Genomic DNA, 22,444 nt, shown 5'->3' with positions numbered 1-22,444 from the left:
CGGATCCCACGCCCAGATCGCCGACGTCCACCGCGTCGAGGGCGTCCCGTACATGGTGCTGCCGTCCTCCGGCAAGGACCCGTACGGCACACCGGACCGCGGCGGCTTCACCGGGTGGGTGGACTGGTCCGTGGACCCGCGGCGCAAGGCTGACCAGCAGTGGATCGAGGCCGAGGTCCGCGCCTTCGCACAGTCCATCACACTCGACGCCCCGGACTCGCTGGAGGTGCACGAGACAGCGCAGCTCTCCGGCAGCATCGTGCAGCCGCAGGGCGTGTCCATGGGCACCCGCGTGGTGCCACTGCGCTACCCGATGTCGGTCGACTGGAACGGCTCATCCACCCTGGCGATCGGCAGCGGTAAAGACGCCACCGACACCGCCCGCCGCAAGGGCAAGGTCGCGATCCTCGACCCTCAAACCCGCACGCTCACCGCGCTGAACCACGGCACGGTGACCATCACGGTGACGAACGAGTCGATGCGCCCCTACACCGACGACAGCTCCCTCGCGCCGATCACGACCTCGAAGACCATCCAGGTCCTGCGCGGCGGAAAGTGACCGGCCTTCGCCCCGTCTCACCACCGTAAGGCGTCGAAGGTCAAGCGGCGGGTGCTCCGCCCGTCTCCTCATCCCTACGTAGCCGGCCACCGAGTTTGATGGCCCGACAACGTGCAGCCGGGTTCACGAGGAGACGGGCGGACCCGCCGGGCCCGCGCCACGCACTTGGTTTTTGCGCCAACATGGGCAATTCGCGGTGGACGCACCGGTATTGGCGCACGGACTTCGTCGGCCACCTGGGCCGCTCGCGCGAGGTCGCGGACGGTGAGCGGGGCGGTGCCGCGCTCGCCGATGAGCCGGGCGGCGGTGGCGACGAGCTGCTCGCGCAGGCTCAGGCCGCCGGCTTGGCGCGGTGCCGCGGCCTTCCAGGGGGACATCACCGGGCTCCGGTGGGGCGGCCGTCCACAGGAAGCCGCCGCCCGTGCCGCAGTCGATGTCGAGCGCGCGGTGGCCGCCGCTGAAGCATGCCGCCGCCAGTAGCGCGCCCGGCTCAGCCTCGGCGGCGGGTCCGGTAGGCGGCGCTCTTGGCCCGGGCGGTGCACGCGGCGCCGCAGTAGCGTCGCGAGCCGTTGCGGGTCAGGTCGATGTAGACGGCCTCGCACTGCTGCGCCTCGCACTGGCCGAACCGGGCGGGCCCGTAGCCGTCCACGATCAGCGCCAGCGCGGTGGCGAACTCGCCGCCCAGCGCCTCCACCGGAGTGCCGCCCGAGCCGTGGAAGTGCAGGTGGAACGGCTGGCCGACATCCTCGACCAGGTAGGGCTGCGCGCCGTACCGGCGGATCATGGCGTTGATGCGCGCGGCCTGGTCCGCCGGCCGCTCGGCCAGCAGCGCCTCCCGCAGCTCGGTGGCCAGCGCGGCCAGGCCCGCTCCCGCGTCCGGGCCGGCCCGCAGCGCCGCCCGCGTGTCGTCCCCGAGCCCGGCGGCGAACGCCGTCACGAGCTCCTCGCCCGCCAGCGGCTCGGCCGGCGCGCCACCCCGCAGGCGCGCCGTCGCCAGGTTGACCAGCTCGACGATCCGCGGGGCCTGCCGGGTCACGTTACAGGCTATTTCCACTTGACCAGTAACTCCCCTTCATGTGTCATAGGCGAAATCCGATTAGATGGTAACGGAGTCGCCGTGATCGCGCCCTACCTCCGCCTGTTCGCCCACCCGGGAGTCCCCTACCTGCTCGCCGTGGGACTGGTCGTCAAGATCGGCACCCCGGTGCTCAGCCTCGCGCTGCTGCTGGCGGCCGTCGAGCGGCTCGGCTCCTACGCCCCGGCCGGGCTCGTCCTCACCGGCCACGCCCTGGCGCTGGCCGTGTGCGCCCCGCTCGGCGGGCGGCTGGCCGACCGGCTCGGCCCCCGGGCCACGCTCACCGCCTACCTGGCCGCTCACGCGCTCGCCTACGCCCTGCTGCTGCTCGCCCTGCAGGCCCACGCCCCCGCGATGATCGGCGCGGCGGCACTGGCCGGCGCCACCACCCCGCCCGCCGCCGCCGTCATCAGGAGCACCTGGCCACACCTCGTCCCGGCCGCCTCGCTACCCACCGCCTACGCGGTGGACAACGCCGTCAACGAGCTGACGTTCCTCGCCGGCCCCCTGCTCGTGCCGGTCCTGACCCTGGTTCTGCCGGTCCAGGGAGTGGTGATCGCGGCGGGTGCCGCCCTGCCGGTGGGTACCGCGCTGCTGCTCGGCTCCCGGGCGGTACGGCAGGCCACGCCGGCCTCGCCACCCACCACCGAACCGGGCTCCCGGCTGGGCCGGCTGGCCGGACCGCTCGCCCACCACCCCACCCTCGTCCTGCTGGTCATCGCGGCTCTGGGCACCTTCTCCTTCGGCTGCCTGCGCATCGGCACGGTGGCCGCGGCCGCCACGTCCGGCTCGGCCGCCTCCGCCGGGGTGCTCATGGGCCTGCTGTCGGCCGGGGCCCTGGCGGGCACACTGGCGTACGGCGCACGGGCCTGGCCGGTCACCGGTCGCCGCCTGCTCGTGCTGCTGTCGCTGGCCGAGGCCGTCGTCCTGCTCGGCGGTGGTCTTGTCCCGGGGTTCGCGGCCCTCGCCGTACTGATCGTCGTCGCCGGGCTGGTGACCGGGCCGCGTGACGCCCTGCAGCCCGTCCTGCTGGCCGACCACGCCCCCGCCCGCTACCGTACCGAGGTCTTCGCCTGGCTCAACACCTTCATGTGGACCGGCTACGGCGTGGGCACCGCCGTCGCCGGCCGGCTCACCGGTCCGCACGACAGCGGAGCCGCGGCGTTCGCCGCCGCGGCGGCCGCCGCCCTGGCAGGCGCGATCCTCACCGCCGTCGCCTACCGCCCCACACCGGGCGGCGGGTCGGGCGGCCCGGCTCGCCGCCGGTTGCCCCGGCTACGTCGCCTCCGGCCGGCTCAGGAGAAGACCGAGATGCGGGTGCGGTGGTGCCTCGGCGTCTCGATCTCGTCGATCATCGCCACGGCGAGGTCGGCATAGGACAACTGCGCCGGCGCCGGTGGCGCGGTCTCGCCCCCGACCTGGTACCGGCCCGTCCTGGGGGAGTCCAGCCGCAGCAGCGCGGGCGGGGTGAGCATGAGCCAGTCGACCACCGAGTCCCGCGCCCTGAGCCGGTCCAGGCCGGCGGTGTGCGCCGCGGCGTACGGCCGGATCTCCGGGGGGAAGGCCGCGGGGTCGTCCATCACCGGGCGCCCGTCGGGGCCCTGGAGGTTCGCGAACAGCCCCACCACCAGGAGCCTGTGGACACCTGACTCGGCCAGGCCGTGCAGCAGGGCGTCGGCGGCCTTGACGAAGAACTCCGGGTCGAGGTCGGCGAAGCCCTGCTCCGGCCCGCTGAACGGGGTCACCGCGTGGACCACGGCCTCGTGGCCGCGGACGATCGAGGGGATGCGCGCCGCGTCCGTGACGTCCCCCCGCACCACCGGGACGCCCTCGGCCGCGAGGTCACGATGCCTGCCCGGGTCACGGACGACGGCGGTCACGTGGTGCCCGCGGTCACGCGCCTCGGCCATGACGGCCCGCCCGGCCCGGCCGCCCGCTCCGAAAATGACGATTCTGCTCATGCGGGGACGGTATCCAGCGGATACTGGTTACCTCAACGATACTGGGCTAGCCTCGCGTTCATGGCCGAGCCGTTGGATCCGGAGATGTTCGACCCCGTGTGCCCGTCCAGCGCGTTGCCGATCCAGATCGGTGACAAGTGGACCGGAATGGTGGTGCTGTGCCTCGAAGGAGGCCGTCGCCGCTTCAACGAGCTCAAGGTCCCGCTCCGCGGCATCACGCCGAAGGTGCTCACCCAGACGCTGCGGGCGATGGAGCGCGATGGCCTGGTGACGCGCACCGCCTACGACGAGAACCCGCCCAGGGTCGAGTACGAGCTGACTCCGCTGGGACGCAGCCTCCTGACCCTCATCGAGGCCGCCCGCGCGTGGAGCAAGGACCATCTCCCCGCACTGCTCCAAGCCCGCCTGGCCCACGACTCCGCACCGGACCCGACCCCGCTGAGCCGGACCCCCGACCTCACCACCGGCCCACCTTCGCCGCCCGCGACCGCCGACCTCACCCCGGCTCGTCCCCGCTGAGCGCGAGCACGGCGAGATGACACACGACGGAGGCGTTGCTGGTCAAGTGGAAATAGCCGGTAACGCGGTGCTCGTCATCGGGGGAGGTGCCCGGACTCGGCGGCGGTCTCGATGAACGCGCGGGCGGCCGGGGCGCAGCCGGTCATCGACGGCAGGGCGAGCGCCAGGGAGCGGGTCGTCCTCGGCTCAATCGGCCGGGTGACGGCGTTGCCGAGGTCGGCGGGCAGGCCCAGCGTAGGGACGATGCTGACGCCCAGCCCGGCGGCCACCATCTCCAGGATGGCGGCCGGTCCGCTGGCCTCGAAGGCCACGTCCAGCTCCACCGCGGCGGAGTGCGCCGCCGCCGTGATCAGCGGGCGGCAGCCGGCGGTGGTCAGGATGAACGGATGCCCGGCCAGGTCGCCGAGCCGCACCACCGCCCGGCCGGACAGCGGGTGCCCGGCGGGGACGACGGCGACCATGTCGTGAGTGCTCAGCGGGATGGTGTGCAGGCCGGAGACCGGCAGGGTGACCACGCCGACCTCGGCCGCCCCGCCGCGCAACCAGGCGCGGATGTCGTCGTCGACGCCCTCGAACAGGCGTACCCGGACCTGCGGATAGCGGTCGGCGAAGGCGCGCAGCATGGGGGCGATCAGGGTGCCGGTGGCGCTGGGGAGGCTGGCCAGGCGCAGCTCGCCGGTGATCCGCCCGGCGGCGGCCGCCACGTCGGCGTGGATGAGGTCGAAGTGACGCAGTGCCTCGCGGGCGCGGTCGACGGCGCTCTTGCCGGCCTCGGTGAGCGCGATGCCGTCGCGGTGGCGTACGAACAGGGCCGCGCCGAGCTCGCGTTCGAGGCTCGTGACGGCGCGGCTGACGGCGGGCTGGGACATGCCCAGGTGGTCGGCGGCGACGGTGAAACCGCCGTGCTCGGCGACCGCGATCAGCACGCGTAACTGCACCGGCGTCATGCCCGCATACCCTAAATGATATTTGACGGCCCGGTATCCAGATCCCGATTGTTATGGGCATGTCCAAGCGAATGACGATCGACGTAGACGGGCTGGGCGCGAGCTACCTGACGGCGGGTGAGCCGGGGTGGCCCACGGTGCTGCTGCTGCACGGCACCTACTGGAGCCGGGTGTGGCTTCCGGTGATCGACGGGCTGGCCGCGGCCGGGCTGCGTCCCGTCGCGGTGGACCTGCCGGGGCTGGGGCGCTCGGAAGGGGAGTTGACGGCGGCGTCGGCGACCGTGCCGGCGCTGGCCGGATGGGTGGCGCGGTTCGCCGAGGCGTTGGGGGTGGCGGGGCCGCTGGCCGTGGCCGGGCACGACATCGGCGGCGCGCTCGCCCAGCACCTGCTGGCCGGTGACGGGCCGCAGGTGCGGCGGCTGGCGCTGGTCAACTCGGTCACGTACGACTCGTGGCCGGTGCCGGGCGTGGCCCGCTACCGAGACCCGGACGTGGTGGCGGCCACCACCGCGGCGGAGTTGCGGGCGGCCCGGCTCACGGCCGTCACGACCGCACTGGCCCGGCCGGCCACGGAGGCCGAGCTGGCCGACTACGTCGACCCCTGGTCCGATCAGCGGGTCTGCCGGTCGTGGATGGCCCTGGCGGGCGCCGCCGACAGCCGCTACACGCTCGACCTGGTGCCCGCGCTGAAGTCCGACCCGACGCCGAAGCTGCTGATCTGGGGCGAGGACGACACCTTCCAGGAGATCCGGTACGCCGAGCGTTTCGCCGCCGAGATGCCCGCCACCACGCTGGTGCGCATCCCCGAGGCGGGCCACATCCCGATGGAGAACGACCCCGCCACGGTCACCCGGGCCCTGGCGGACTTCTTCCTGGAATGACGGCGGGCCGGGGTCACCCGATCGGGTCGGCGACAGCGCCGAGGTGCCGGGCGACCTGGGCGGGATGGGTGAGCTGGGGATAGTGCCCGGCCCCGGCGATCTCGGTCACCGGGTGGCCGGCGCCGGTGGCGAGCGGGTCGGCCGAGCCCACGATGATCTCGACCGGGACGCGTACCCGCTCCAGCAGCGACCGTGAGGTCTCGCGCTCGGCGAAGGCCGCGCGCATCGCCGCGACCACGCGGCCCGCCACCCCGGGACGGCGCAGGTCCGCCGCGGCGCTCGCCACCTCCGGCCCCTCGGGCAGGCCGAGCGTGGCGGCCAGGCGGGCGGCGGACATGCGGCGCAGCAGTGCTACGGCCAGGACCGAGCGGGTGAGCCACGGACCCGGCGGCTGCAGGAACGCGGGGGCGACGAGCACGAGCCCGCTGATGCGGTCCGGCCGCTCGACGGCGAAGCGGAGCGCGGGCCCGCAGGCCAGCGAGTGCGCGACCAGCGTGGGCCGGGTCCGTACCGGGGCCATCAGGTCGGCGAGCCACGCGTCCATGGCCTGGGCGGTGGGGGCCGAGCGGCCGAGGCCGGGCAGGTCGGGGGCCAGGATCGGGCCGGGCAGGTGGGCGGCGAGCGGTGCCCAGAGGTCGGCGTTCATGGGCAGCCCGTGCAGCAGGACGTGGGCGGGCCGGTGAGGCTCACCCATCACCCAGGTACGCCCGCGGAATCCGTAGGGACGCAGCCATGGCGACGCGCCCCCGAATCGGGCGGCCACCAGGTCGTCGGCCCACGCGCGCAGGGCGTCGGCGGCCGGGGGCATCTCCAGGCCGGCCCGGTCCGCGAAGGCGCGGGCGGAGGCCGTCGGATAGCGGTCGGCCGACAGGAACGACAGCGTCTCGGGGTCAGTGCCGGTGATCCGGCGCGGCAGGCGGCGTACGAGGCCGACGGGGACGGTACGGCGCGGCGACCGTACCCCCAGGTGATCGGCGATCGTGCCGACCAGCTCCGGCAGGAGGGGAGTCGTGTCGTCGAGCACCCAGTAGTCCTCTCCCGCAGGGGAGGCGGGGATCTCCGCCAGGAACCGGGCGAAGTAGTCGACGGTGACGATCGGCACGAAGACGTCGGGGCCGCCGGGGAGCGCGGGCAGCCGCCCGTTCCACAGATTCTCCACGAGCGAGGCCAGGCCGATGTACTGGCCGGGGCCGATCACCGTGCTGGGATTGGCGATGGTCAGCGGGACCCCCAGCTCGCGGGCCCTGGCGCGGACCGCGTGATGGGCCGCGGCCTTCGACGCCTCGTACGCGCCCAGCCCGGCGCGGTCCGGGTCCGCGTCGCTCACCCGGTAGCCGCTGATGTGCACGAGCCTGCGCAGGTCCGGCAGCGTGGCGGCCCATTCGAGCACGTTGAGCGCCCCGGTCACGTTGGCCGCCCGCGCCTGCGCCAGGTCCAGGCCGAACGCGAAGCGCGCCGCGGTGTTGTAGACGTCGCGGGCGTGGGGGAGCCCTGTGAGCGGCCGGGAGATGTCGGCGGTGACGACGGTCAGCCCGCCGGTGTCGACGTTCTGCGCGTGCAGCCAGGGGGTGAGGGTGTCGTTCCGTACGGCCGCCGCCACCCGCCGGCCCCTGCCGAGCAGCTCGGCGACGAGGGACCGGCCGATGAAGCCGGCCGCGCCGAAGACGATCGCGTCCATGAGACTCCTTAATAGATCGGTCTACATATTTTTCGGGCAAAAGAGAGCCCGCCTGTGCGGCGGGCTGGGTCAGCTCAGCAGCGCGGCGAGCCGGCCGGAGACGCGATCAAGCGGCTCTCTGCTGCGGTGCGCCTTGGCCAGCAGAAGCGCCCCCTCGATCAGGGCCAGGATCGTGACCGCGAGGTCGTCGGCGTCCGGACGCCCGCCGAGCCGTCTGCGCAACGCGGCCTCCCATGAGGCGTAGACGTCCGAGCAGGCCTGCTGCAGCGGCTCGCTGGCGGCGGCCATCTCCAGCGCCACGGTGGCCACCGGGCATCCCTTGCGCCAGCCCGACTCCTCCAGCCGGTCGCCCAGCAGCCGCAGCACCCCTTCGACGAACTCCGCCGCCGACGCGCCCGACGCGGCCAGCTCCTCGACGGCGGCGTCGATCGCCTGCCCGGCGCGCCGGATCGACTCGCCGATGAGCTGGTCCTTGCCGTCGGGGAAGTGGAAATAGAGCGAGCCGCGGGGCGCGCCGCTGGCCGCGATCACCTGATTGAGCCCGGCGCCGGCGTATCCCGCGGTCTCGACCAGCTCCTGCGTCGCCTCCAGGATGCGGACCCGTGTCTCGGTCCCTTTCTTTCCCATGCATTTAAAATAGACCGATCTACTTATTTTCGCAACCTCGCCGGAGTTGGTTCACTCCCGTAGGTTGGCGAGCGCCTGCCGGGCCGCGTCGAGGGCCTCCTCGTCGGTGGCCCCGGCGTGCAGGGCGGCTCTGGCGAACTCCTCGGCCGCCGCCGTGAGCTGGAGGCGTACCTGGTCGGCCGTGCCGGTGATGACGGCGGTCCGCCCCCGGCGCAGCTCGACCAGCCCCTCGTCGCGTAGCTGCTGGTAGCCGCGGAGCACCGTGTGCAGGTTGATGCCGAGGGTGGCGGCCACGTTGCGCGCCGAGGGGAGCCGGTCGCCGGGCGCGGCCTGCCCGCCCGCCAGGGCGGCCCGTACGGAGTTGGCCACCTGGTCGGCCAGCGGCTGCGCCGAGGAGGAGTCAACCGTGATCAGCACTATGCCATCTCCGCCCGTCTTTCCCGGTTGAGCCAGCCGTTGACCAGCGCCGCGGCGGTCTCCGCCTCCTTGGTGGAGTAGAGGAACCACCGGTCGTCGGCCAGCGAGACCGCGAGCACCGGCCCCTTCCCGCTGACCATGCGCCACCCGTCGGCCCGGTCGTCGGCCTGGCGCGGGGGCTCGCTCCTCACCTCGGCGAAGCGCACCATACCGTACGGGATCCGCCGCGCCAGGGCGGGCACCCACCGGGGCGTCACCGTGATGCCCGAGGCGTCGATCTGCAGCCGGGTGCTCACCTGCGCCGCCTCGTATAGCGTCAGCAGCCCGCACGCGCCGGGTGCCAGCCAGCCGTTGCCGCCGTCGCTCATGACCCAGGCCGTCAGGGCCGCCAGCATCCCGGCGATCAGTAACCTGCGCCAGGACCACATATACGTCACGAACATGACCCGCTGGAACGGCCCGAGCGGCAGGGCGGGCGCCTGCGACGGCGGCGCCGCCGTCACCTCGGCGGCCCTGGGCAGCCGCCCGGCCGCCAGCCACCCCAGGCAGGCCGCCACCAGCACGGCGACGATCTCCGCCACCCGCCACCCCGGCCAGAGCGCGCCCTTCAACAGGTCACCCTTCTCCAGCACGGACAGCACCCCCGTCACCGGGACCGCCAGACCGAGGACGAAGCTCAGGGCCACCAGCACGCGCTGGACTGAGGGCACTCGCCAGGACCGCAGGAAGGTGAAGATCAACAGCCCTTCCAGCCACACCGCCGTGCCGTAGAGCGGCTGGGAGGACCAGACCGGCCGGCTGCCCACGGCCTCGGTGTGGATGGCGCCGCTCACCAGGTGGATGCGCTGGGGCAGGCCGCCGGCGAGGATCGCGATCAGGGTGAGGGACAGGGCCACGAGCGCCACCGGGCCCGCCGCCGTCAGGACCAGCCGGCGGATCCGCCCCGCCGCGGCAAAGTCAGTCGAACTCGTGGAACCGATCACGGCACCCTCCAACTGTTTGCTTTTGACTATAACACTACAAACGGTTGGGGCCCATGGCTGAGAACCGACGCCTGGCACCCGATGGATTGTCGGAGATGATCTCTAAGGTGCCACGCATGACGTGTTCAGCTACTTCCGATGCCGCGGAGGCGGCCGCATGACGGCCTGGGAGCGGGTCCGCGACCGCATCACCGCCCGCGACGCCCGCGGGCTGGCCGACCTCGTGATCGCCCTGTCCGGCCCCGAGCGCACCGAGGTCGCCCGGCGCCTGCCCGACCTGCGCGCGGAACTGCGCGAGGCCGCCGACCGCCGCAGGGCGGAGCTCTGGTCGTCCGGCCTGGGCGAGGAGGACGAATGGGACGGCGGGTGGGATGAGGAAGGGGACGGCCCTGGGCCGTGGGACGAGGAGGGGGATGACGTCGACGGGCACGGGGAGGCGCTGCGGATCGCCGGTGCCGGGGTGCTGGCCGGTCCCGCCGCCACGGTCGCCTGGCTGACCCGGCGCGAGTTCACCGGCCGCCGCCCGGCCAGGGTGGAGGAGGTGATCCGGGTGCTGACCGCGCGCCCGGCCGGCTGGCAGGCCGAGGTGGCCGTCCGGCTGGCCGGGAAGGTCCGCGCGGCCGGCGACCGCGACACCGCCCCGCTCGCGCTGGCGCTGCTGCGGGCCTGCGGCGCCCCGCCGCCCGAGCACGACCCGCTCGTGATCGCCTGGCTGCGCACCCGGCCGGCCGCCGGCGACCCGTTGATCGGCCCGCTGCTGCCGCGGATCTTCGAGGCCGAGGGCGCCGGCCGCGTGCTGCGCGAGGAGCGCCTGGAGCCCGTTCCCACCCCCTGGCTGTCCCTGCTCCGGCGGTTGCAGGCGACCGGCCGGGTGTCGCGCGCGGAGCTGCTGGACGGCTGCCTGCGCCGCTTCCTGCGCGGCGGGGACGCGATGGACCTGCGCTTCTTCGTCCGGCTGCACCGGATGCTCGACCCTACGCCGCAGGAGGCCGCCGCCCGGGTCCGCGACTACCTGCGGCTGCTGCCCGCCACCCCCGGCACGGTCGCCGAGCTGGCGCTCGCCCAGGTGAGGCACGGCGGTCCGCACGAGGAAGCCGAGATCATCGAGGCGATCGGCGCGCTGGCCTTCCGCCCCGAGGCCAAGCTCGCCCTGGAGGGCCTGCGCTGGCTGGAGCGGGAGCTGCCGTACGCCGCCGAGCTGGCGCCCGCGCTGGCCGCCGCGTTCGGGCACGCCTCCTACGAGGTCCAGGGGCGGGCGGCCAGGATCGCGCTCAAGCACGCCGCCGCCTTCGCCCCGGGCGGGCAGGCCGTCGCCGAGGCCGTGCCGATGCTCCCGCCGGCGCTCGGCGCGCGGGTGGCGGCCGTGTACGGCGGGGAGGTGGCGGCCCAGGAGCGGCACGAGGTGTTCACCCCGCCGCCGCTGCCCGCGCCCTCCGAGCCCGAGCCGTTCCCCGAGCCCACCCTGCACCTGCCGTGGAACATGTACCAGTGGCCAGACTACGAGCGGTGGCTGGCCGCGTTCGTGCGGCAGGCGGCCGGCGACCGGGAGGGGATGCGGCGGACGCTGGCCCCTGACTACGGAGGTGACAACTCCTACCTGTTCCAGCGCGAGAGCTGGGTCGACACCCGGTCCTGGTTCACCGCCCTGGCGCAGGAGGTGCTGGCGCCCGGCACCGACCCCGGGCCGGCCGAGCCCGAGCCCTTCGACCCGTGGGCGGGGGCGAGCTTCCAGGTGCGTGTCCGGCTCGCACCGGACACCGAGGACGAGGAGGAGGACGCGGAGCAGGAGGAGCAGGGGGAGCCGGAGCGGGCGTTCGGGCGCTGGCCCGAGCACGTCCGCGAGGAGATCTTCGAGCAGCTGCTGGGGATCGGCGTGTCCAAGGAGCGCGTCGCGGCCATGCGCGACGGGCTGCGCGTTCCGCCGCCGGCGCCCGGCGAGCCGCGCGGCTTCCGCATCGGGATCGCCTACGCCGGGTCCCGGCCGCCGTTCATGAAGCCCGCGCCGCCCGACCCGGCGGTGGAGTCGCGCCGCGCACGCCGCCTGCCGCAGCCGTCGCAGGTCTCGCCGCCGCACCTGTTCGTGCTGCACCGGCTCAGCGAGGTCTACGTGGCGCTGCGGGCGGGGACGCTGCCGCCCGTGCTGCTGGCCACGCCCACGCTCACGACCGGCCACCTCGACCCGGACGTGCTGGTGGACCGGCTGGCGGAGTGCGCGGCGGCGGGCGCCGAGCCGCTGCCCGCCGACCTGGCGCAGGCCCTGCTCCGGGTGCCCAGGGGACGCCACCCCGACGCGGCCGGAAGGGCCGCGCACGTCTGCTCGCCGGCCGCCGCGACCGCCGCCGCCTGGCTGGCGGGGGAGGGGCTGCCCGACCCGGACACGGGCCTGCGGTGGGGCTACCTGGAGGGCGCCAGCGACCGGTACTTCGACGAGCACGAGCCGGACCACCGGCCGTGGGAGATCCGGCTCGTGCCGCGGCTGCGCGCCGAACCGACCGGCCACGACCTGCTCGACGAGCTGCTGCGCGAGCCCTCGCGCTGGAGCTGGGACGACCACGGCGCCGAGACCGGCTGGTGGCCGGCGGTGCTGCCGTCGCATCGGGAGGTCGTGGCGGTCAACTACCTGCCGTTCCTGCTCCACCCGACGATCGCGTCGGTGTTCGTACGGGCGCTGGCCGACGCGGACGGGCCCACGGGAGAGGCGATGGCCCTCACCCTGGCCTACTTCGTGGCCGCCGGGCACCCGGAGGCGCCGCCGCTGCTGCTGCGGATGGCGGCCAGGGGCGACCTACCGGCCGAGGCGGTGGGTGAACAGGTCGCGCTGCTGCTCCGGCGTACGCCCCGGTTCGAGGAGCGGGCGGTGGTGCGGGTGCTGACGGAGGCGGCGCGGCAGGGCGCGTACGCGGCCGTCTGGCGGCTCCTCACGACCCTGCTGCCCACCTTGCTGCCCGGCCCCGGCGAGCGGCCGGCGGTCGTGCACACCGAGGCGATGGCGCTCGCGGCGGACACGGCCACCTGGGCGGCGGCCCGCGGCGCGATCCCGCAGGTGACGGCGTACGCGGCGAGCGGGGGCCGCAGCCGGTTCGTACGCGAGTGCGCGCGGCTGCGTGACCAGCTCGGCTGACCCGCTCTACCCGGTGGGGAAGGAGAAGAGGTCCGGCCGCGCGTAGTGGCCCACGACGTCGAGGTCGAGATACGCGCCGTCGAGCAGACCGAGGTCCAGGTCGGCGACGAGCAGGTCGGGGCCGCCGAACGACGGTCCCGCCAGCAGGTTGCCGAAGGGGTCCACGATGCAGCTGCCTCCCCGGATGACGTCGTGGTCGTCGTCGGAGGTGAAGAAGCCGGGCGGGAAGAAGCCGGGCGGGTAGTCGGCGCGGGTGGCGTACTGGTTGGCCGACAGCACGAAGCAGCGGCCCTCGACGGCGATGTGGCGCATGCTCGACGTCCACACGTCGCGCTCGTCCACCGTGGGAGCGCAGTAGATCTGCACGTTCCGCTGGTAGAGGGCGGTGCGGTAGAGCGGCATGTAGCTCTCCCAGCAGATCGCCATGCCGACGCGGCCGACGTCGCTGTCGGCGACGACGACGTCCCCGGCGTCGCCGCGTCCCCAGATCACCCGCTCGGTCCCGGTGGGGACCAGCTTGCGGTGCTTGGCCAGCGGCGTGCCGTCGGGGGCGAGCAGCAGAGCCGTGCAGTACAAGGTGCCGCCGTCACGCTCGATCACCCCGACCACCACGTGCACCCGGTGGGCGGCCACCGCGGCGGTGATCTCCTCGAACGCCTCGCCGGGGATCACGACGGCGGACCTGCGGTAGCGGGCGAACAGCGCCCGTCCCTCGTCGTCGCGGCGGCCCACGGTCGCGCCGAAGGTGGCGCCCTTGGGATAGCCGCCGACGAACGCCTCGGGAAAGACCACGAGCTGCGCCCCGCGCGCCGCTGCCCGGCCGAGGAGGTCGCGGAAGCGGCGCAGGGTCTCGGGCAGGTCGAACAGACGGGGCGCGGCCTGCACGACGGCGACCCGCCGGGTTTCCGCCGTGGCCGCGGGGTCGGGTACGGCTGCTGTCACGGCGTCCGGGTCCGTCACGGCCGCGGCTCCTCTCTGAGTGGGACCGACGAGACAGCCGGAGACGCCCGGTTTGTCCGAGGCGTCACCGGACATGCTCGACCCTAGCCCGCCCTCTCCGAGCCGAGACCCCCGCCCTCCTCGACCCGCCCCGCAGGCTCGGACTTCGGCCCAGGCGCGGGCTCAGACTTCGGCTCGGGCTTCGGCTTCAGGCGTGTCGCGAGGCCGTCGAGGACGCATGCGAGCCCGTCGTCGAACTCCTGGTCACGGGCACCGCGCAGGTTCTGGCCGCGCTGTGCCGCGTACAGCCTGCGGAGCCGCGGGTAGTCCCGCACGGCCTGCTCGGCGGCGGGCCACAGGCGGGCGGCCCATTCCTGCTCGTCCTGGCCGCCGCGGGCCAGCTTGGTCAGCCACGCGGCCTCGCTGGTCGACCTGCCGATGACGTAGGCCATGACCACGTTCAGCGCCTGGTCGGCCGCTTCCAGGGAGAAGCCGCCCTCCTCGAACACGGCGAGCACGGCCTCCGACAGCCGCAACACGTTCGGCCCCAGGTAGGCCACCCCGGCTTCGCCCTGCACGGACCCGATCCAGGGATGGCGCAGGAACGCCGAGCGCATGCCGTGCGCGCACCGGGTGACGGCCACCCGCCAGCCCGCGCCCGCGACCGGCGGCTCGACCTCGCCGTAGACCTCGTCCACGACCAGTTCGAGCAGTTCCTCCTTGCCGGCCACGTGCGTGTACATGGAGGTGGCGCCGGCGTTGAGCCGGGTGCCGAGCCTGCGCATGCTCAGGGCGTCGATGCCCTCGGTGTCCAGCAGTTCGAGCGCCGCGGCCACGATCTGCTCGCGGCTCAGCGCCGGCTGCTCCCGCCGCCGGGGCCGTGGACGGGCCCACACCGAGGGGAACGGTTCGTTGTCGCCGGGCATGCGCCCTCCTCGTCTCGCATCTCGCCTCCGCACAGCGTACGCCTTGCGAACAGCGTGCGGCGCTCCGTACAGTGTGCGGACAGCGCACACTGTACGGAGGTCTCCATGACATCTTTCGATGCCGGCCGCTGGCAGGCCCGGTTCGACGAGCTGCGCACCGCGCACCACGTGCCGGGAGCGGCCCTGGCGGTGCTGACCGGCGGCACGGTTCACGAGCTGGCGAGCGGCGTGCTGCACCGTGGCACGGGTGTGACGGCCACGACCGACTCGCTGTTCCTGGCCGGCTCGTTGGCCAAGGTCTACACCGCCACGCTGGTGATGCAACTGGTGGGCTCGGGCGAGCTGGACCTGGACGCGCCCGTGCTGAGCGTGCTGCCCGAGTTCGCCACCCCGGACCCGGACGCGACCAGGGCCATCACCATCCGGCAGCTGCTGTCCCACACCGGCGGCATGACCTGTGACTTCACCTACGACTCCGGACGTGGAGACGACTGCCTGGCCACCTACGTCCAGGCCCTGCGGAACGTGCCGCTGGACTGCCCGCCAGGCACGGCGCTGTCCTACGGCAGCTCCGGCTACGTGGTGCTGGGCCGCATCGTGGAGGTGCTGACCGGCCTGACCTGGGACCAGGCGCTGAAGGAGCGGCTGTTCGAGCCGCTCGGGCTGCGGCACTCGATGACGTTGCCGGAGGAAGCACTGCGGTTCCGCACGGCCATGGGCCACCTGAACGAGCGGGACCCCGAACCGGCCCCGGTCTGGGACGTGATGCCGCGCTCGGCGGGCCCGTACGGCAGGGTCATCGTCTCGGCGGGGGACGTCGTCCGCTTCGCCAAGATGCACCTGGACGGCGGGCTCGCTCCTGACGGCGCCCGCGTGCTGCCCGCCGACGCCGTCGCGGCCATGCGGCGCCGCCAGGCGGACAGCCTGGACAAGTGGACGTTCTGGGCCGATGGCTGGGGCCTGGGCTGGACCCTGCACGACTGGAACGGGGTCTTCGGCTTCGGCCACGACGGCAGCGCCGTCTCCCAGCACTCCTACCTGCGCGTGATCCCGCACGCGGGCGTGGCCGTCGCCCTGCTGGCCAACGGCGGCGCGGTCTCCCGCCTGTACGCCGACCTGTTCCGGGAGCTGCTGGACGAACTGGCCGGGGTTCGCATGCCGCCGCCCTTCGCCCCGCCGCCGTCCCCGCCCGAGGTGGACCTGGCGCCGCTGGCGGGGACGTACCGGCGGGAGGGGGTGGCCATCACCATCAGCCAGGACGCGGACGGCGCTGGGCACATGCGTTACGAGTTCGTCGACGGCATGAGACACCTGTCACCGCCGCTGGAGGCCGACCTGGTGCCGGTGTCGCGGGCGGCGGCCGGCACGGTGTTCGCCGCCTCGGGCATCCCGTTCGGGGAGGAGTTCTGGCCGGTGATCTTCGCGACGCTGCCCGGCGGCACACCGTACGTGCTGGTCAGCATGCGTGCCAGCCCGAAGATCGCCCCGCGCTCAGCCCTCGGCCAGTGATCTCCGTACGGCGGTGTCCACCAGGTCGTGGATCTCCTGCTCGGTGAAGATGTCGGGCAGCGTCAGCCGCTCCAGGATGAGCCAGTTGAGCGCGAGGTAGAGGAGCACCACCGAGGTCGAGTCGCCGGGCAGGCCGGAGGCGGCGTGGTGGCCGATGTTGGCGTCGATGTCCTCGCGGATGCGCTTGGTCAGCACGGCGCGCAGTTCGGGGCGCCGGGTGGACTCCAGGCGGAGCTCCAGCAGGGCCAGGTAGCCGGAGTTGAAGGCGGAGACCCGATCGACCACCTCGTGCATGAGCTCGGCATAGCGGGCCTGGTCCTGCACGCCCTCCCGGGTGCGCGCGATCGTAGCCTCGTCGGGCAGCAGCCGCTCGTAGATGCGCCCGCCGACCTGGGTGAACAGGTCGTCGCGGTTGGCGAAATAGTTGGAGGCCGTGCCCGTGGGCACGCCCGCCTCGGCATCCACGGCCCGGAAGGTCAGGCCGCGCGCGCCCTCCCTGGCCAGCAACTCGATGGCCGCGTCGATCAGCGCCTGCCGCCGCTCGGGATTCGTCCGCACTTGACACCACTCCATGTGTAGTACTACCTTCAAACCACTTCATTCATAGTACTTCATTCGGAGTTGATATGCGAAAGCTCGTGTACTACATCGCCGTCTCGCTCGACGGCTACATCGCGGGCCCCAACGCCGAGTTCGACTTCTACCCGCTGTCCGACGACATGGCCGCCTGGATCAACGCCCGCTATCCCGAGACGCTCCCCACCCATGTCCGCAGGCTCGTCGGCCTCGACGGCGTTCCCAACAAGGCCTTCGACACGCTGGTGATGGGCCGCGGCACCTATGAGCCCGCCCTGGACGTCCCCACCACCAGCCCCTACGCCCACCTGCGCCAGTACGTGCTGTCCAGCACACTGCGGATCGACGACCCGACGGTGACGGTGGAGACCGGCGACGCGATCGAGCTCGTCCGGCGGCTCAAGGCGGAGGACACCGGCCTGGACATCTACCTCTGCGGCGGCGGCAAACTCGCCGCCGCCCTCCTCCCCGAGATCGACGAGATCATCCTCAAGGGTTACCCCGTGGTGGCGGGCGCGGGCATCCCGATGTTCTCCGGCGAGTTCCGGCCCACCCTGTTCACACCCACCCGGCGCGAGTCGTTCGGCAACGGCGCCCAGGTCACCTGGCTCACCCGGGCATAGCACCCTCCCCGAAGCCCGGCCCGGCCGGGCGACCGCCGCCGAAGGCGGAGGCGGATACGATCGGATGGTCGAGAACCTGCGGAGGAGGCGCGGTGGCGGAGCCCAAGCCGGTCACCTGGCTCATGCTGGTCTACCGCGTGCCGAGCGAGCCGACCAGGTTGCGGGCCGCCGTCTGGCGCAGGCTGAAAAACCTCGGCGCCGTCTACCTGCAAAACTCCGTGGCGGCCGCGCCGCGCACGCCGCAGAGCGAGCGGATGCTGCGGGCGCTGCGCAACGAGATCGTCGAGTCGATGTCCGGGCAGGCGTTCCTGGCCAGCACCTCGTCGGTGGTCGGCGAGAGCGACCTGGTGGCCCTCTACAACGCCGCCCGGGACGACGAGTACGAAGAGATCCTCGACAAGTGCGCCGACTTCCACGAGGGCGTCGCCAAGGAGGTGCGGGCGCGGCACTACACCTACGGCGAGCTGGAGGAGAACGAGGAGGACCTCACCAAGCTCAAGGGCTGGTACGCGAAGGTGAAGGCGCGTGACGTGCTCGGCGCGGCCCGGGGCAAGGAGGTCGTCAAGGCGCTCGACGACTGCGCGAAGACGCTGGAGGACTTCGCCGCCGCGGTTTACGAGGCGGAGGACAGCGCGGTCTCCTGACGGGCCGGTGGGCCGGGGACGGTGTCAGCGCCCGCGTACGTCGATCACCACGGCGATCGCGAAGGCCACCATGAGGGCGGCCCCCAGCAGCGGCGTGAGCACCAGCGCCGTCACCCCGAACGCCAGCAGCGCCCCCGTGCCGAGCGCGAGCGTGACGACGACGGCCACGGCGATCTTCCAGTCGTCGCCGATGATCAGGTCGTACCAGAACCGCCCGAATCCCCTGACGAACTTCACGGCCGGCCTCCAGGAGCGCTCGGCGACGGCGTGGGCTGTCTGAGCATGCGGACCAGCAGCCGCGACAGCCCGAACCAGGCGGCGACGAGGACCAGAATGGCCAGGTCGGCGCCCGGCCAGTCCAGGCTCCGGCGGCTCTCGGTGAAGATGCCGAGCCCTTCGATCGCCCAGTAGGTGCCGAAGCCGGCGAGCAGGAGGCCGACGCCGTACTTGAGGGTGTTCTCCGGCACCTTCGACAGCGGTCCTCTGACGGCGATGCCGGCGACCAGGACGAGCAGCACGCCGAGGACGGCCGCGCCGATGGCCACCGGCAGGTTGCCCGCGCTCAGGCCGAACGTGATGACGATGAAGACCACCTCGACGCCTTCGAGGAAGACGCCCTTGAAGCTGACCATGAAGGAGAACCAGTCGAGGCCGCTCCGCTTGAGCGCGCCCGCCTGCCTGGCCGCCGCCACCTCGGCGGCGAAGATCTGGTCCTCGTCGTGCACGGCCTTGCGCCCGGACGAGCGCAGGATCGCCTTGCGCAGCCACTGCAGGCCGAAGATCAGCAGCAGGCCGCCGACGGCGAGCTGCAGTGCGGCCTCGGGCAGCCAGGTGGCCAGTGCGTAGCCGGCCGCGGCGGTGAACGCGGCCAGGGTGACGAGGGCCGCCGCCACGCCCAGCAGCGCGGAACGCCAGCTCCGCGTCATGCCCATCGCCAGGACGATCGTCAGGGCCTCCACCGCCTCGACGATCGCGGCCGGCAGCACCGCCGCGCCCAGGCCCCACGCCGCCGCGTTCATCGGCCCACTTCCCTCCGGTTCGTTCGCCGGTGGATGTAACAACTGTTAGTTTGCGCATATATCGGCGGATATGTCCACGGCCTGGGGGTGTGGCACGGGCCATGACCCGTCAGCGGGTGGCCGGAGGGTCGGGCGCGAGTGATCCGTCCGGTGCGATGTGGTCGAAGATCTGCTGGATGAGGGCCAGGACGTGCGGGTCGTCGACGGTGTAGAGCTGGCGCCGCCCCGCACGGTGGGCGGCGATCACCCCGGCCAGCCGCAGCTTCGACAGGTGCTGCGACACGGTGGCGATGCTCATCCCGACGTGATGCGCGAGGGTGCCGACGTCGTAGGAGCCGTGCGTGATCAGCCACACGAGGTGCAGGCGAACCGGGCTGGACAGCAGCGTGAACGTCTCCGCCGCCGACCGCAGCTGCGCCGGGGTCGGTTCGGCAGGGGGCGGTCCGGCTGGTGGTGGCGGCTCCGCCGCTGGTGAGGACTGCATGATCAGGCCATTGTCCCGCTGAGGGCGGGCGGGTCGCGAGCCTCGCTCGACATTTCGTTACTTGCGCAAGTATCGAAACGATGGCACGCTGAAGGTGCTCCGGAGGGGAGTAGCCCGCAACACCACACGTCGACATGCTGAGAGCCCTCGGGTTCTCCGGCGGTGGCGACCGAGGTCACGTCACCGTGACGTCGGTGGACGAGACCTTCGGCCAAGCCGTCACGCCTGGCCGAGCTTCCCTGGATGCCCGGTCCGGCTGTCCGCCGTCCGGGAAGGGGAACTCGCCTCGTGCAGTCCAAGTTGCTGGGGCCACTGGCCCTGTGCGCCGTTTTCACGGTGCCCGCGCTGGCCGTCCGGCTGGCCGGGATCCATCCGTCGCCGCTGGTCGCGTTGCTGTTGTTCGGGGCGGCGGTGGTGGCCGCCTCGTTCGTGCTCGCCTGGGCCGCGGAGGCGGCGCAGGTCGACATCTCCGGCGGGCTCGCGATCGCCATCCTGGCGGTCATCGCCGTGTTACCGGAGTACGCGGTCGACCTGTACTTCGCCTACACCGCGGGCTCCGACCCGGCCTACGTCGCCTACGCCGCGGCGAACATGACCGGCTCCAACCGGCTGCTGCTCGGCCTGGGCTGGTCGGTGGTCGTCCTGCTCGGCCTGGCGATCGCGAAGCGCCGTACCGGCCGGACCGTCCGCGAGCTGGTGCTCGACTCCGGATACCGCGTCGAGCTCGGGTTTCTCGCGATCGCGTCGGTCGTGGCGTTCGTCATCCCCGTGACCGGCCAGATCTGCCTGGTGCTCGGGTTCGCGCTGCTCGGGCTCTTCGTGTTCTACCTGTGGAAGATGTCCCGCGCCGAGGCCGGCGAGCCGCACCTGGTCGGGCCGGCGGCCATCATCGGGGCCCTGCCCCGGCGGTCGCGCCGCGCCCTGGTGGTCGCCCTGTTCCTGTTCGCCGCCGTGGTCATCCTCGCCAGCGCCGAACCGTTCGCGCAGGGCCTGATCGCCACCGGCAGGCAGCTCGGCGTGGACGAGTTCCTGCTGGTGCAGTGGCTCGCGCCCCTCGCGTCCGAGTCGCCGGAGTTCATCGTCGCCATCCTCTTCGCGGTACGGGGCAAGGGCGACGACGCGATCGGCACCCTGATCTCCAGCAAGGTCAACCAGTGGACCCTGCTTGTCGGCTGCCTGCCCATCGCCTACCTGCTCGGCGGCGGGGGCGCCGGCGGCCTCGCACTGGACGCCCGCCAGGTCGAGGAGTTCCTGCTCACCGCCACCCAGACGCTGCTCGGCGTCGCGGCGCTGCTCGCCCTGCGATTCCCCCGCTGGGCCGCCTGGACACTGCTGGGCCTGTTCGCCGTCCAGTTCGCCCTGCCCGGCCAGACCGCCCGCTACGTGCTGTGCGGGATCTACCTGGTGATCGCGCTCGCCGCGCTCATCCGCAACCGCCGCCACCTCCTGCCCACCCTGCTGGCTCCCTTCCGCGCAACCCCGGCCGCCGAACGCGCGTCCGTTCCTGCGACTCCTGAACGGCGGCCTTGAAGGACCACGCACCTGACCTGTGAGGAGAATCCATGACCGACCACCGGCCCGACTCCGGCCTGCCGGCGTTCCCGCTGCGCCGTACCGATCCGATGGCCCCGCCGCCCGGTTACGCCCGCCTCCGGGCCGCCGGGCCGCCCACCCAGGTGGCTCTGCCCGGCGGGCGGCGCGCCTGGCTCATCACCCGCCACGACCACGTACGGCGGGACTACCGGCGGGCCTTCTCCAGATCGCAGATAATGCAGGCGGAAACCATTGGTCGGCTTCGAGAACGGCATGGTCTGACCCCGGATTCTGCAGCCGCTGCGGATCGGCTGGATTGCGCCGCGCTGCCTCGCTCGAATCAAGCGCTCCGACGCTATCTTCGAGTCGGTTGACCAGCGCCGAAGGCGCGCCCCGGCTTTCATGCCGTTGTTTTCATCCTTCCCGATACGTTGCCAAGCCCGAGATCTTCGGGGCGCGGCCGTCCACCAGGCCGCACCCTGGCCGGGCCGGCGGGGAGGCATGACTGCCGTTCAGGACACTGACGGGCCGTCGAAGCAGGCGGTCAATCTCGTGACATGACCTCTGGAACAGGGTGGATCACGGGTGACGCCGAGGCGTTCACCCGTGACTTCCTGCCGCTGTTCCGCCCGGTTCCACCGGCGCGACCCGGTGTGTGCCGGATCTGCCGTTCCGGCCCCGACAACGCCGGCGACACAGGCGGGCCCCGGGGCATCTGCGGGAGCTGCGAGCGCACCACGAAGAACCTGTACGGCCACGCCCGGCACGTCATCCCGATCTCGCTGACGACCACGAACGCGCAACTCCACGACGTTCTCGTCCGGAGGAGGGACCCCGTCGGTGCCGGCGGGCGGCGTCGGCGGGCGGACTTCCTGGCCGCGACGGTGGCTCACTTCTACGATCGGCACTCCCGCTGCCTGGAAGGGCTGGCGGGCGGGCCGTTCACGCTGGTGGCCACGGTCCCCGGCAACGACCCCGAGACCCCGGCCACGGCCTTCCACCTCATGTGGCAGGTCGTCGAGAAGGTGCCGGCGCTGGCCCGGCTGTGGCGACCGCTGCTACTGGAGCCCGACACCGCGTTCGCGCCGGTGCTGGCCGGTCGCCGCTCCCATCGGGACGCCTTCCTGATTCCCCGCGCCGACAGGCTGAGTGCGGCGCGCGTCCTGCTGGTGGACGACCTGTTCGTCTCCGGCGCCCACGTACAGAGCGCGGCCTCCGCCCTGATCGAGATGGGGGCGGAGGCGGTGGTGGCGCTCGTGATCGCGCGGCTGATCAATCCGGCGTCCAGGGACGGGCACGGCACCGGCCTCTGGGAGGAGTCCTGCCAGCGGCCGTTCAGCTTCGACCGCTGCTGCGTCTGCGACCCGGCGGCGCACGGAGCCGCGTGACTGAGACGTCGCCTGCCGGGCAGCAAGCCCTGAAA

The 22,444-nt window shown here is 73.0% G+C and carries 23 protein-coding genes and 1 pseudogene; 11 read left to right on the top strand and 13 right to left on the bottom strand.

Features of this window, described 5'->3' with window-relative positions:
* Positions 1-559, top strand: a pseudogene (locus BLS95_RS44605) (hypothetical protein); the annotation flags it as partial.
* A 490-nt stretch (positions 560-1,049) separates the two neighbouring features.
* Here the strand turns inward: BLS95_RS44605 and BLS95_RS44600 are convergent.
* Positions 1,050-1,595 carry a CGNR zinc finger domain-containing protein gene (locus BLS95_RS44600; protein ID WP_218136284.1) on the bottom strand — a complete coding sequence of 182 codons (546 nt, stop codon included), beginning with the start codon at positions 1,593-1,595 and terminating at the stop codon, positions 1,050-1,052.
* Positions 1,596-1,676: 81 nt separating this feature from the next.
* On the opposite strand from BLS95_RS44600, the gene BLS95_RS44595 reads away from it, so the two are divergent.
* A complete protein-coding gene (locus tag BLS95_RS44595) occupies positions 1,677-3,011 on the top strand; it encodes an MFS transporter (protein ID WP_176993718.1) in 1,335 nt (444 codons plus the stop codon).
* On the opposite strand, the gene BLS95_RS44590 is transcribed toward BLS95_RS44595, so the two are convergent.
* Complete coding sequence (locus tag BLS95_RS44590) at positions 2,930-3,595, bottom strand: NAD(P)-dependent oxidoreductase (protein WP_090945670.1); 666 nt, start codon at positions 3,593-3,595, stop codon at positions 2,930-2,932. The genes BLS95_RS44595 and BLS95_RS44590 overlap by 82 nt on opposite strands.
* 60 nt (positions 3,596-3,655) lie before the next feature.
* On the opposite strand from BLS95_RS44590, the gene BLS95_RS44585 reads away from it, so the two are divergent.
* Positions 3,656-4,114, top strand: coding sequence for a winged helix-turn-helix transcriptional regulator (locus BLS95_RS44585; protein WP_090945669.1), 459 nt, complete (start codon positions 3,656-3,658; stop codon positions 4,112-4,114).
* A 74-nt stretch (positions 4,115-4,188) separates the two neighbouring features.
* Here the strand turns inward: BLS95_RS44585 and BLS95_RS44580 are convergent, their stop codons facing one another.
* Entirely contained in the window at positions 4,189-5,061 is an 873-nt protein-coding gene (locus BLS95_RS44580; RefSeq protein ID WP_090945668.1) for a LysR family transcriptional regulator, read from the bottom strand.
* A 59-nt stretch (positions 5,062-5,120) separates the two neighbouring features.
* On the opposite strand from BLS95_RS44580, the gene BLS95_RS44575 reads away from it, so the two are divergent.
* On the top strand, positions 5,121-5,942 hold the full coding sequence (locus BLS95_RS44575) for an alpha/beta fold hydrolase (RefSeq protein WP_090945681.1): 822 nt from the start codon (positions 5,121-5,123) through the stop codon (positions 5,940-5,942).
* A 13-nt stretch (positions 5,943-5,955) separates the two neighbouring features.
* Here BLS95_RS44575 and BLS95_RS44570 read toward each other — a convergent pair whose 3' ends face one another.
* The 4 genes from BLS95_RS44570 to BLS95_RS44555 all read right to left on the bottom strand — a co-directional run bounded on the left by BLS95_RS44570 (position 5,956) and on the right by BLS95_RS44555 (position 9,647).
* Positions 5,956-7,620 (bottom strand): alpha/beta fold hydrolase, encoded by a 1,665-nt coding sequence (locus tag BLS95_RS44570; protein ID WP_090945667.1) that lies wholly within the window; start codon positions 7,618-7,620, stop codon positions 5,956-5,958.
* A gap of 69 nt (positions 7,621-7,689) precedes the next feature.
* Positions 7,690-8,247 carry a TetR/AcrR family transcriptional regulator gene (locus BLS95_RS44565; protein WP_090945666.1) on the bottom strand — a complete coding sequence of 186 codons (558 nt, stop codon included), beginning with the start codon at positions 8,245-8,247 and terminating at the stop codon, positions 7,690-7,692.
* Between the two features lie 51 nt (positions 8,248-8,298).
* The gene (locus BLS95_RS44560) at positions 8,299-8,664 is read right to left on the bottom strand and encodes a GntR family transcriptional regulator (protein ID WP_090945665.1); all 366 of its coding nucleotides are present in this window, start codon (positions 8,662-8,664) and stop codon (positions 8,299-8,301) included.
* Positions 8,664-9,647 carry a hypothetical protein gene (locus tag BLS95_RS44555; protein WP_090945664.1) on the bottom strand — a complete coding sequence of 328 codons (984 nt, stop codon included), beginning with the start codon at positions 9,645-9,647 and terminating at the stop codon, positions 8,664-8,666. Before BLS95_RS44555 ends, BLS95_RS44560 begins: the two co-directional genes overlap by 1 nt.
* A gap of 157 nt (positions 9,648-9,804) precedes the next feature.
* Here BLS95_RS44555 and BLS95_RS44550 point away from each other — a divergent pair, with 157 nt between their 5' ends.
* Positions 9,805-12,768, top strand: a complete 2,964-nt coding sequence (locus BLS95_RS44550) for a hypothetical protein (RefSeq protein ID WP_143044148.1) — start codon at positions 9,805-9,807, stop codon at positions 12,766-12,768.
* Positions 12,769-12,774: 6 nt separating this feature from the next.
* On the opposite strand, the gene BLS95_RS44545 is transcribed toward BLS95_RS44550, so the two are convergent.
* Positions 12,775-13,728: a carbon-nitrogen hydrolase family protein gene (locus tag BLS95_RS44545; RefSeq protein WP_218136283.1), complete on the bottom strand. Its 954-nt coding sequence runs from the start codon at positions 13,726-13,728 to the stop codon at positions 12,775-12,777.
* A gap of 83 nt (positions 13,729-13,811) precedes the next feature.
* Entirely contained in the window at positions 13,812-14,633 is an 822-nt protein-coding gene (locus BLS95_RS44540; RefSeq protein WP_090945661.1) for a TetR/AcrR family transcriptional regulator, read from the bottom strand.
* A gap of 105 nt (positions 14,634-14,738) precedes the next feature.
* Here BLS95_RS44540 and BLS95_RS44535 point away from each other — a divergent pair, with 105 nt between their 5' ends.
* Positions 14,739-16,142, top strand: coding sequence for a serine hydrolase domain-containing protein (locus BLS95_RS44535; RefSeq protein WP_090945660.1), 1,404 nt, complete (start codon positions 14,739-14,741; stop codon positions 16,140-16,142).
* Here BLS95_RS44535 and BLS95_RS44530 read toward each other — a convergent pair.
* Entirely contained in the window at positions 16,125-16,700 is a 576-nt protein-coding gene (locus BLS95_RS44530; RefSeq protein WP_090945659.1) for a TetR/AcrR family transcriptional regulator, read from the bottom strand. The genes BLS95_RS44535 and BLS95_RS44530 overlap by 18 nt on opposite strands.
* A gap of 68 nt (positions 16,701-16,768) precedes the next feature.
* Here BLS95_RS44530 and BLS95_RS44525 point away from each other — a divergent pair, with 68 nt between their 5' ends.
* Both BLS95_RS44525 and BLS95_RS44520 read left to right on the top strand, forming a co-directional pair.
* Positions 16,769-17,341, top strand: coding sequence for a dihydrofolate reductase family protein (locus BLS95_RS44525; RefSeq protein WP_090945658.1), 573 nt, complete (start codon positions 16,769-16,771; stop codon positions 17,339-17,341).
* Between the two features lie 92 nt (positions 17,342-17,433).
* On the top strand, positions 17,434-17,985 hold the full coding sequence (locus BLS95_RS44520) for a Chromate resistance protein ChrB (RefSeq protein WP_245765669.1): 552 nt from the start codon (positions 17,434-17,436) through the stop codon (positions 17,983-17,985).
* A gap of 24 nt (positions 17,986-18,009) precedes the next feature.
* On the opposite strand, the gene BLS95_RS44515 is transcribed toward BLS95_RS44520, so the two are convergent.
* From BLS95_RS44515 to BLS95_RS44505, 3 genes are all read right to left on the bottom strand, one after another.
* Positions 18,010-18,222, bottom strand: a complete 213-nt coding sequence (locus BLS95_RS44515; protein WP_090945657.1) for a hypothetical protein — start codon at positions 18,220-18,222, stop codon at positions 18,010-18,012.
* A complete protein-coding gene (locus BLS95_RS44510; RefSeq protein WP_090945656.1) occupies positions 18,219-19,004 on the bottom strand; it encodes a COG4280 domain-containing protein in 786 nt (261 codons plus the stop codon). Before BLS95_RS44510 ends, BLS95_RS44515 begins: the two co-directional genes overlap by 4 nt.
* A 109-nt stretch (positions 19,005-19,113) precedes the next feature.
* Positions 19,114-19,488 carry an ArsR/SmtB family transcription factor gene (locus tag BLS95_RS44505; RefSeq protein ID WP_090945655.1) on the bottom strand — a complete coding sequence of 125 codons (375 nt, stop codon included), beginning with the start codon at positions 19,486-19,488 and terminating at the stop codon, positions 19,114-19,116.
* A gap of 288 nt (positions 19,489-19,776) precedes the next feature.
* On the opposite strand from BLS95_RS44505, the gene BLS95_RS44500 reads away from it, so the two are divergent.
* The 3 genes from BLS95_RS44500 to BLS95_RS44495 all read left to right on the top strand — a co-directional run bounded on the left by BLS95_RS44500 (position 19,777) and on the right by BLS95_RS44495 (position 22,409).
* Positions 19,777-21,018 carry a sodium:proton exchanger gene (locus tag BLS95_RS44500; protein ID WP_218136282.1) on the top strand — a complete coding sequence of 414 codons (1,242 nt, stop codon included), beginning with the start codon at positions 19,777-19,779 and terminating at the stop codon, positions 21,016-21,018.
* A 32-nt stretch (positions 21,019-21,050) separates the two neighbouring features.
* Positions 21,051-21,395: a hypothetical protein gene (locus BLS95_RS54935; RefSeq protein ID WP_143044147.1), complete on the top strand. Its 345-nt coding sequence runs from the start codon at positions 21,051-21,053 to the stop codon at positions 21,393-21,395.
* A gap of 183 nt (positions 21,396-21,578) precedes the next feature.
* Entirely contained in the window at positions 21,579-22,409 is an 831-nt protein-coding gene (locus tag BLS95_RS44495; protein ID WP_090945653.1) for a hypothetical protein, read from the top strand.
* Positions 22,410-22,444: the final 35 nt, after the last annotated feature.

This window comes from Nonomuraea jiangxiensis (assembly GCF_900099965.1).
Taxonomy (GTDB): domain Bacteria; phylum Actinomycetota; class Actinomycetes; order Streptosporangiales; family Streptosporangiaceae; genus Nonomuraea; species Nonomuraea jiangxiensis.
This window is presented reverse-complemented; position numbering and strand designations above follow the sequence as displayed.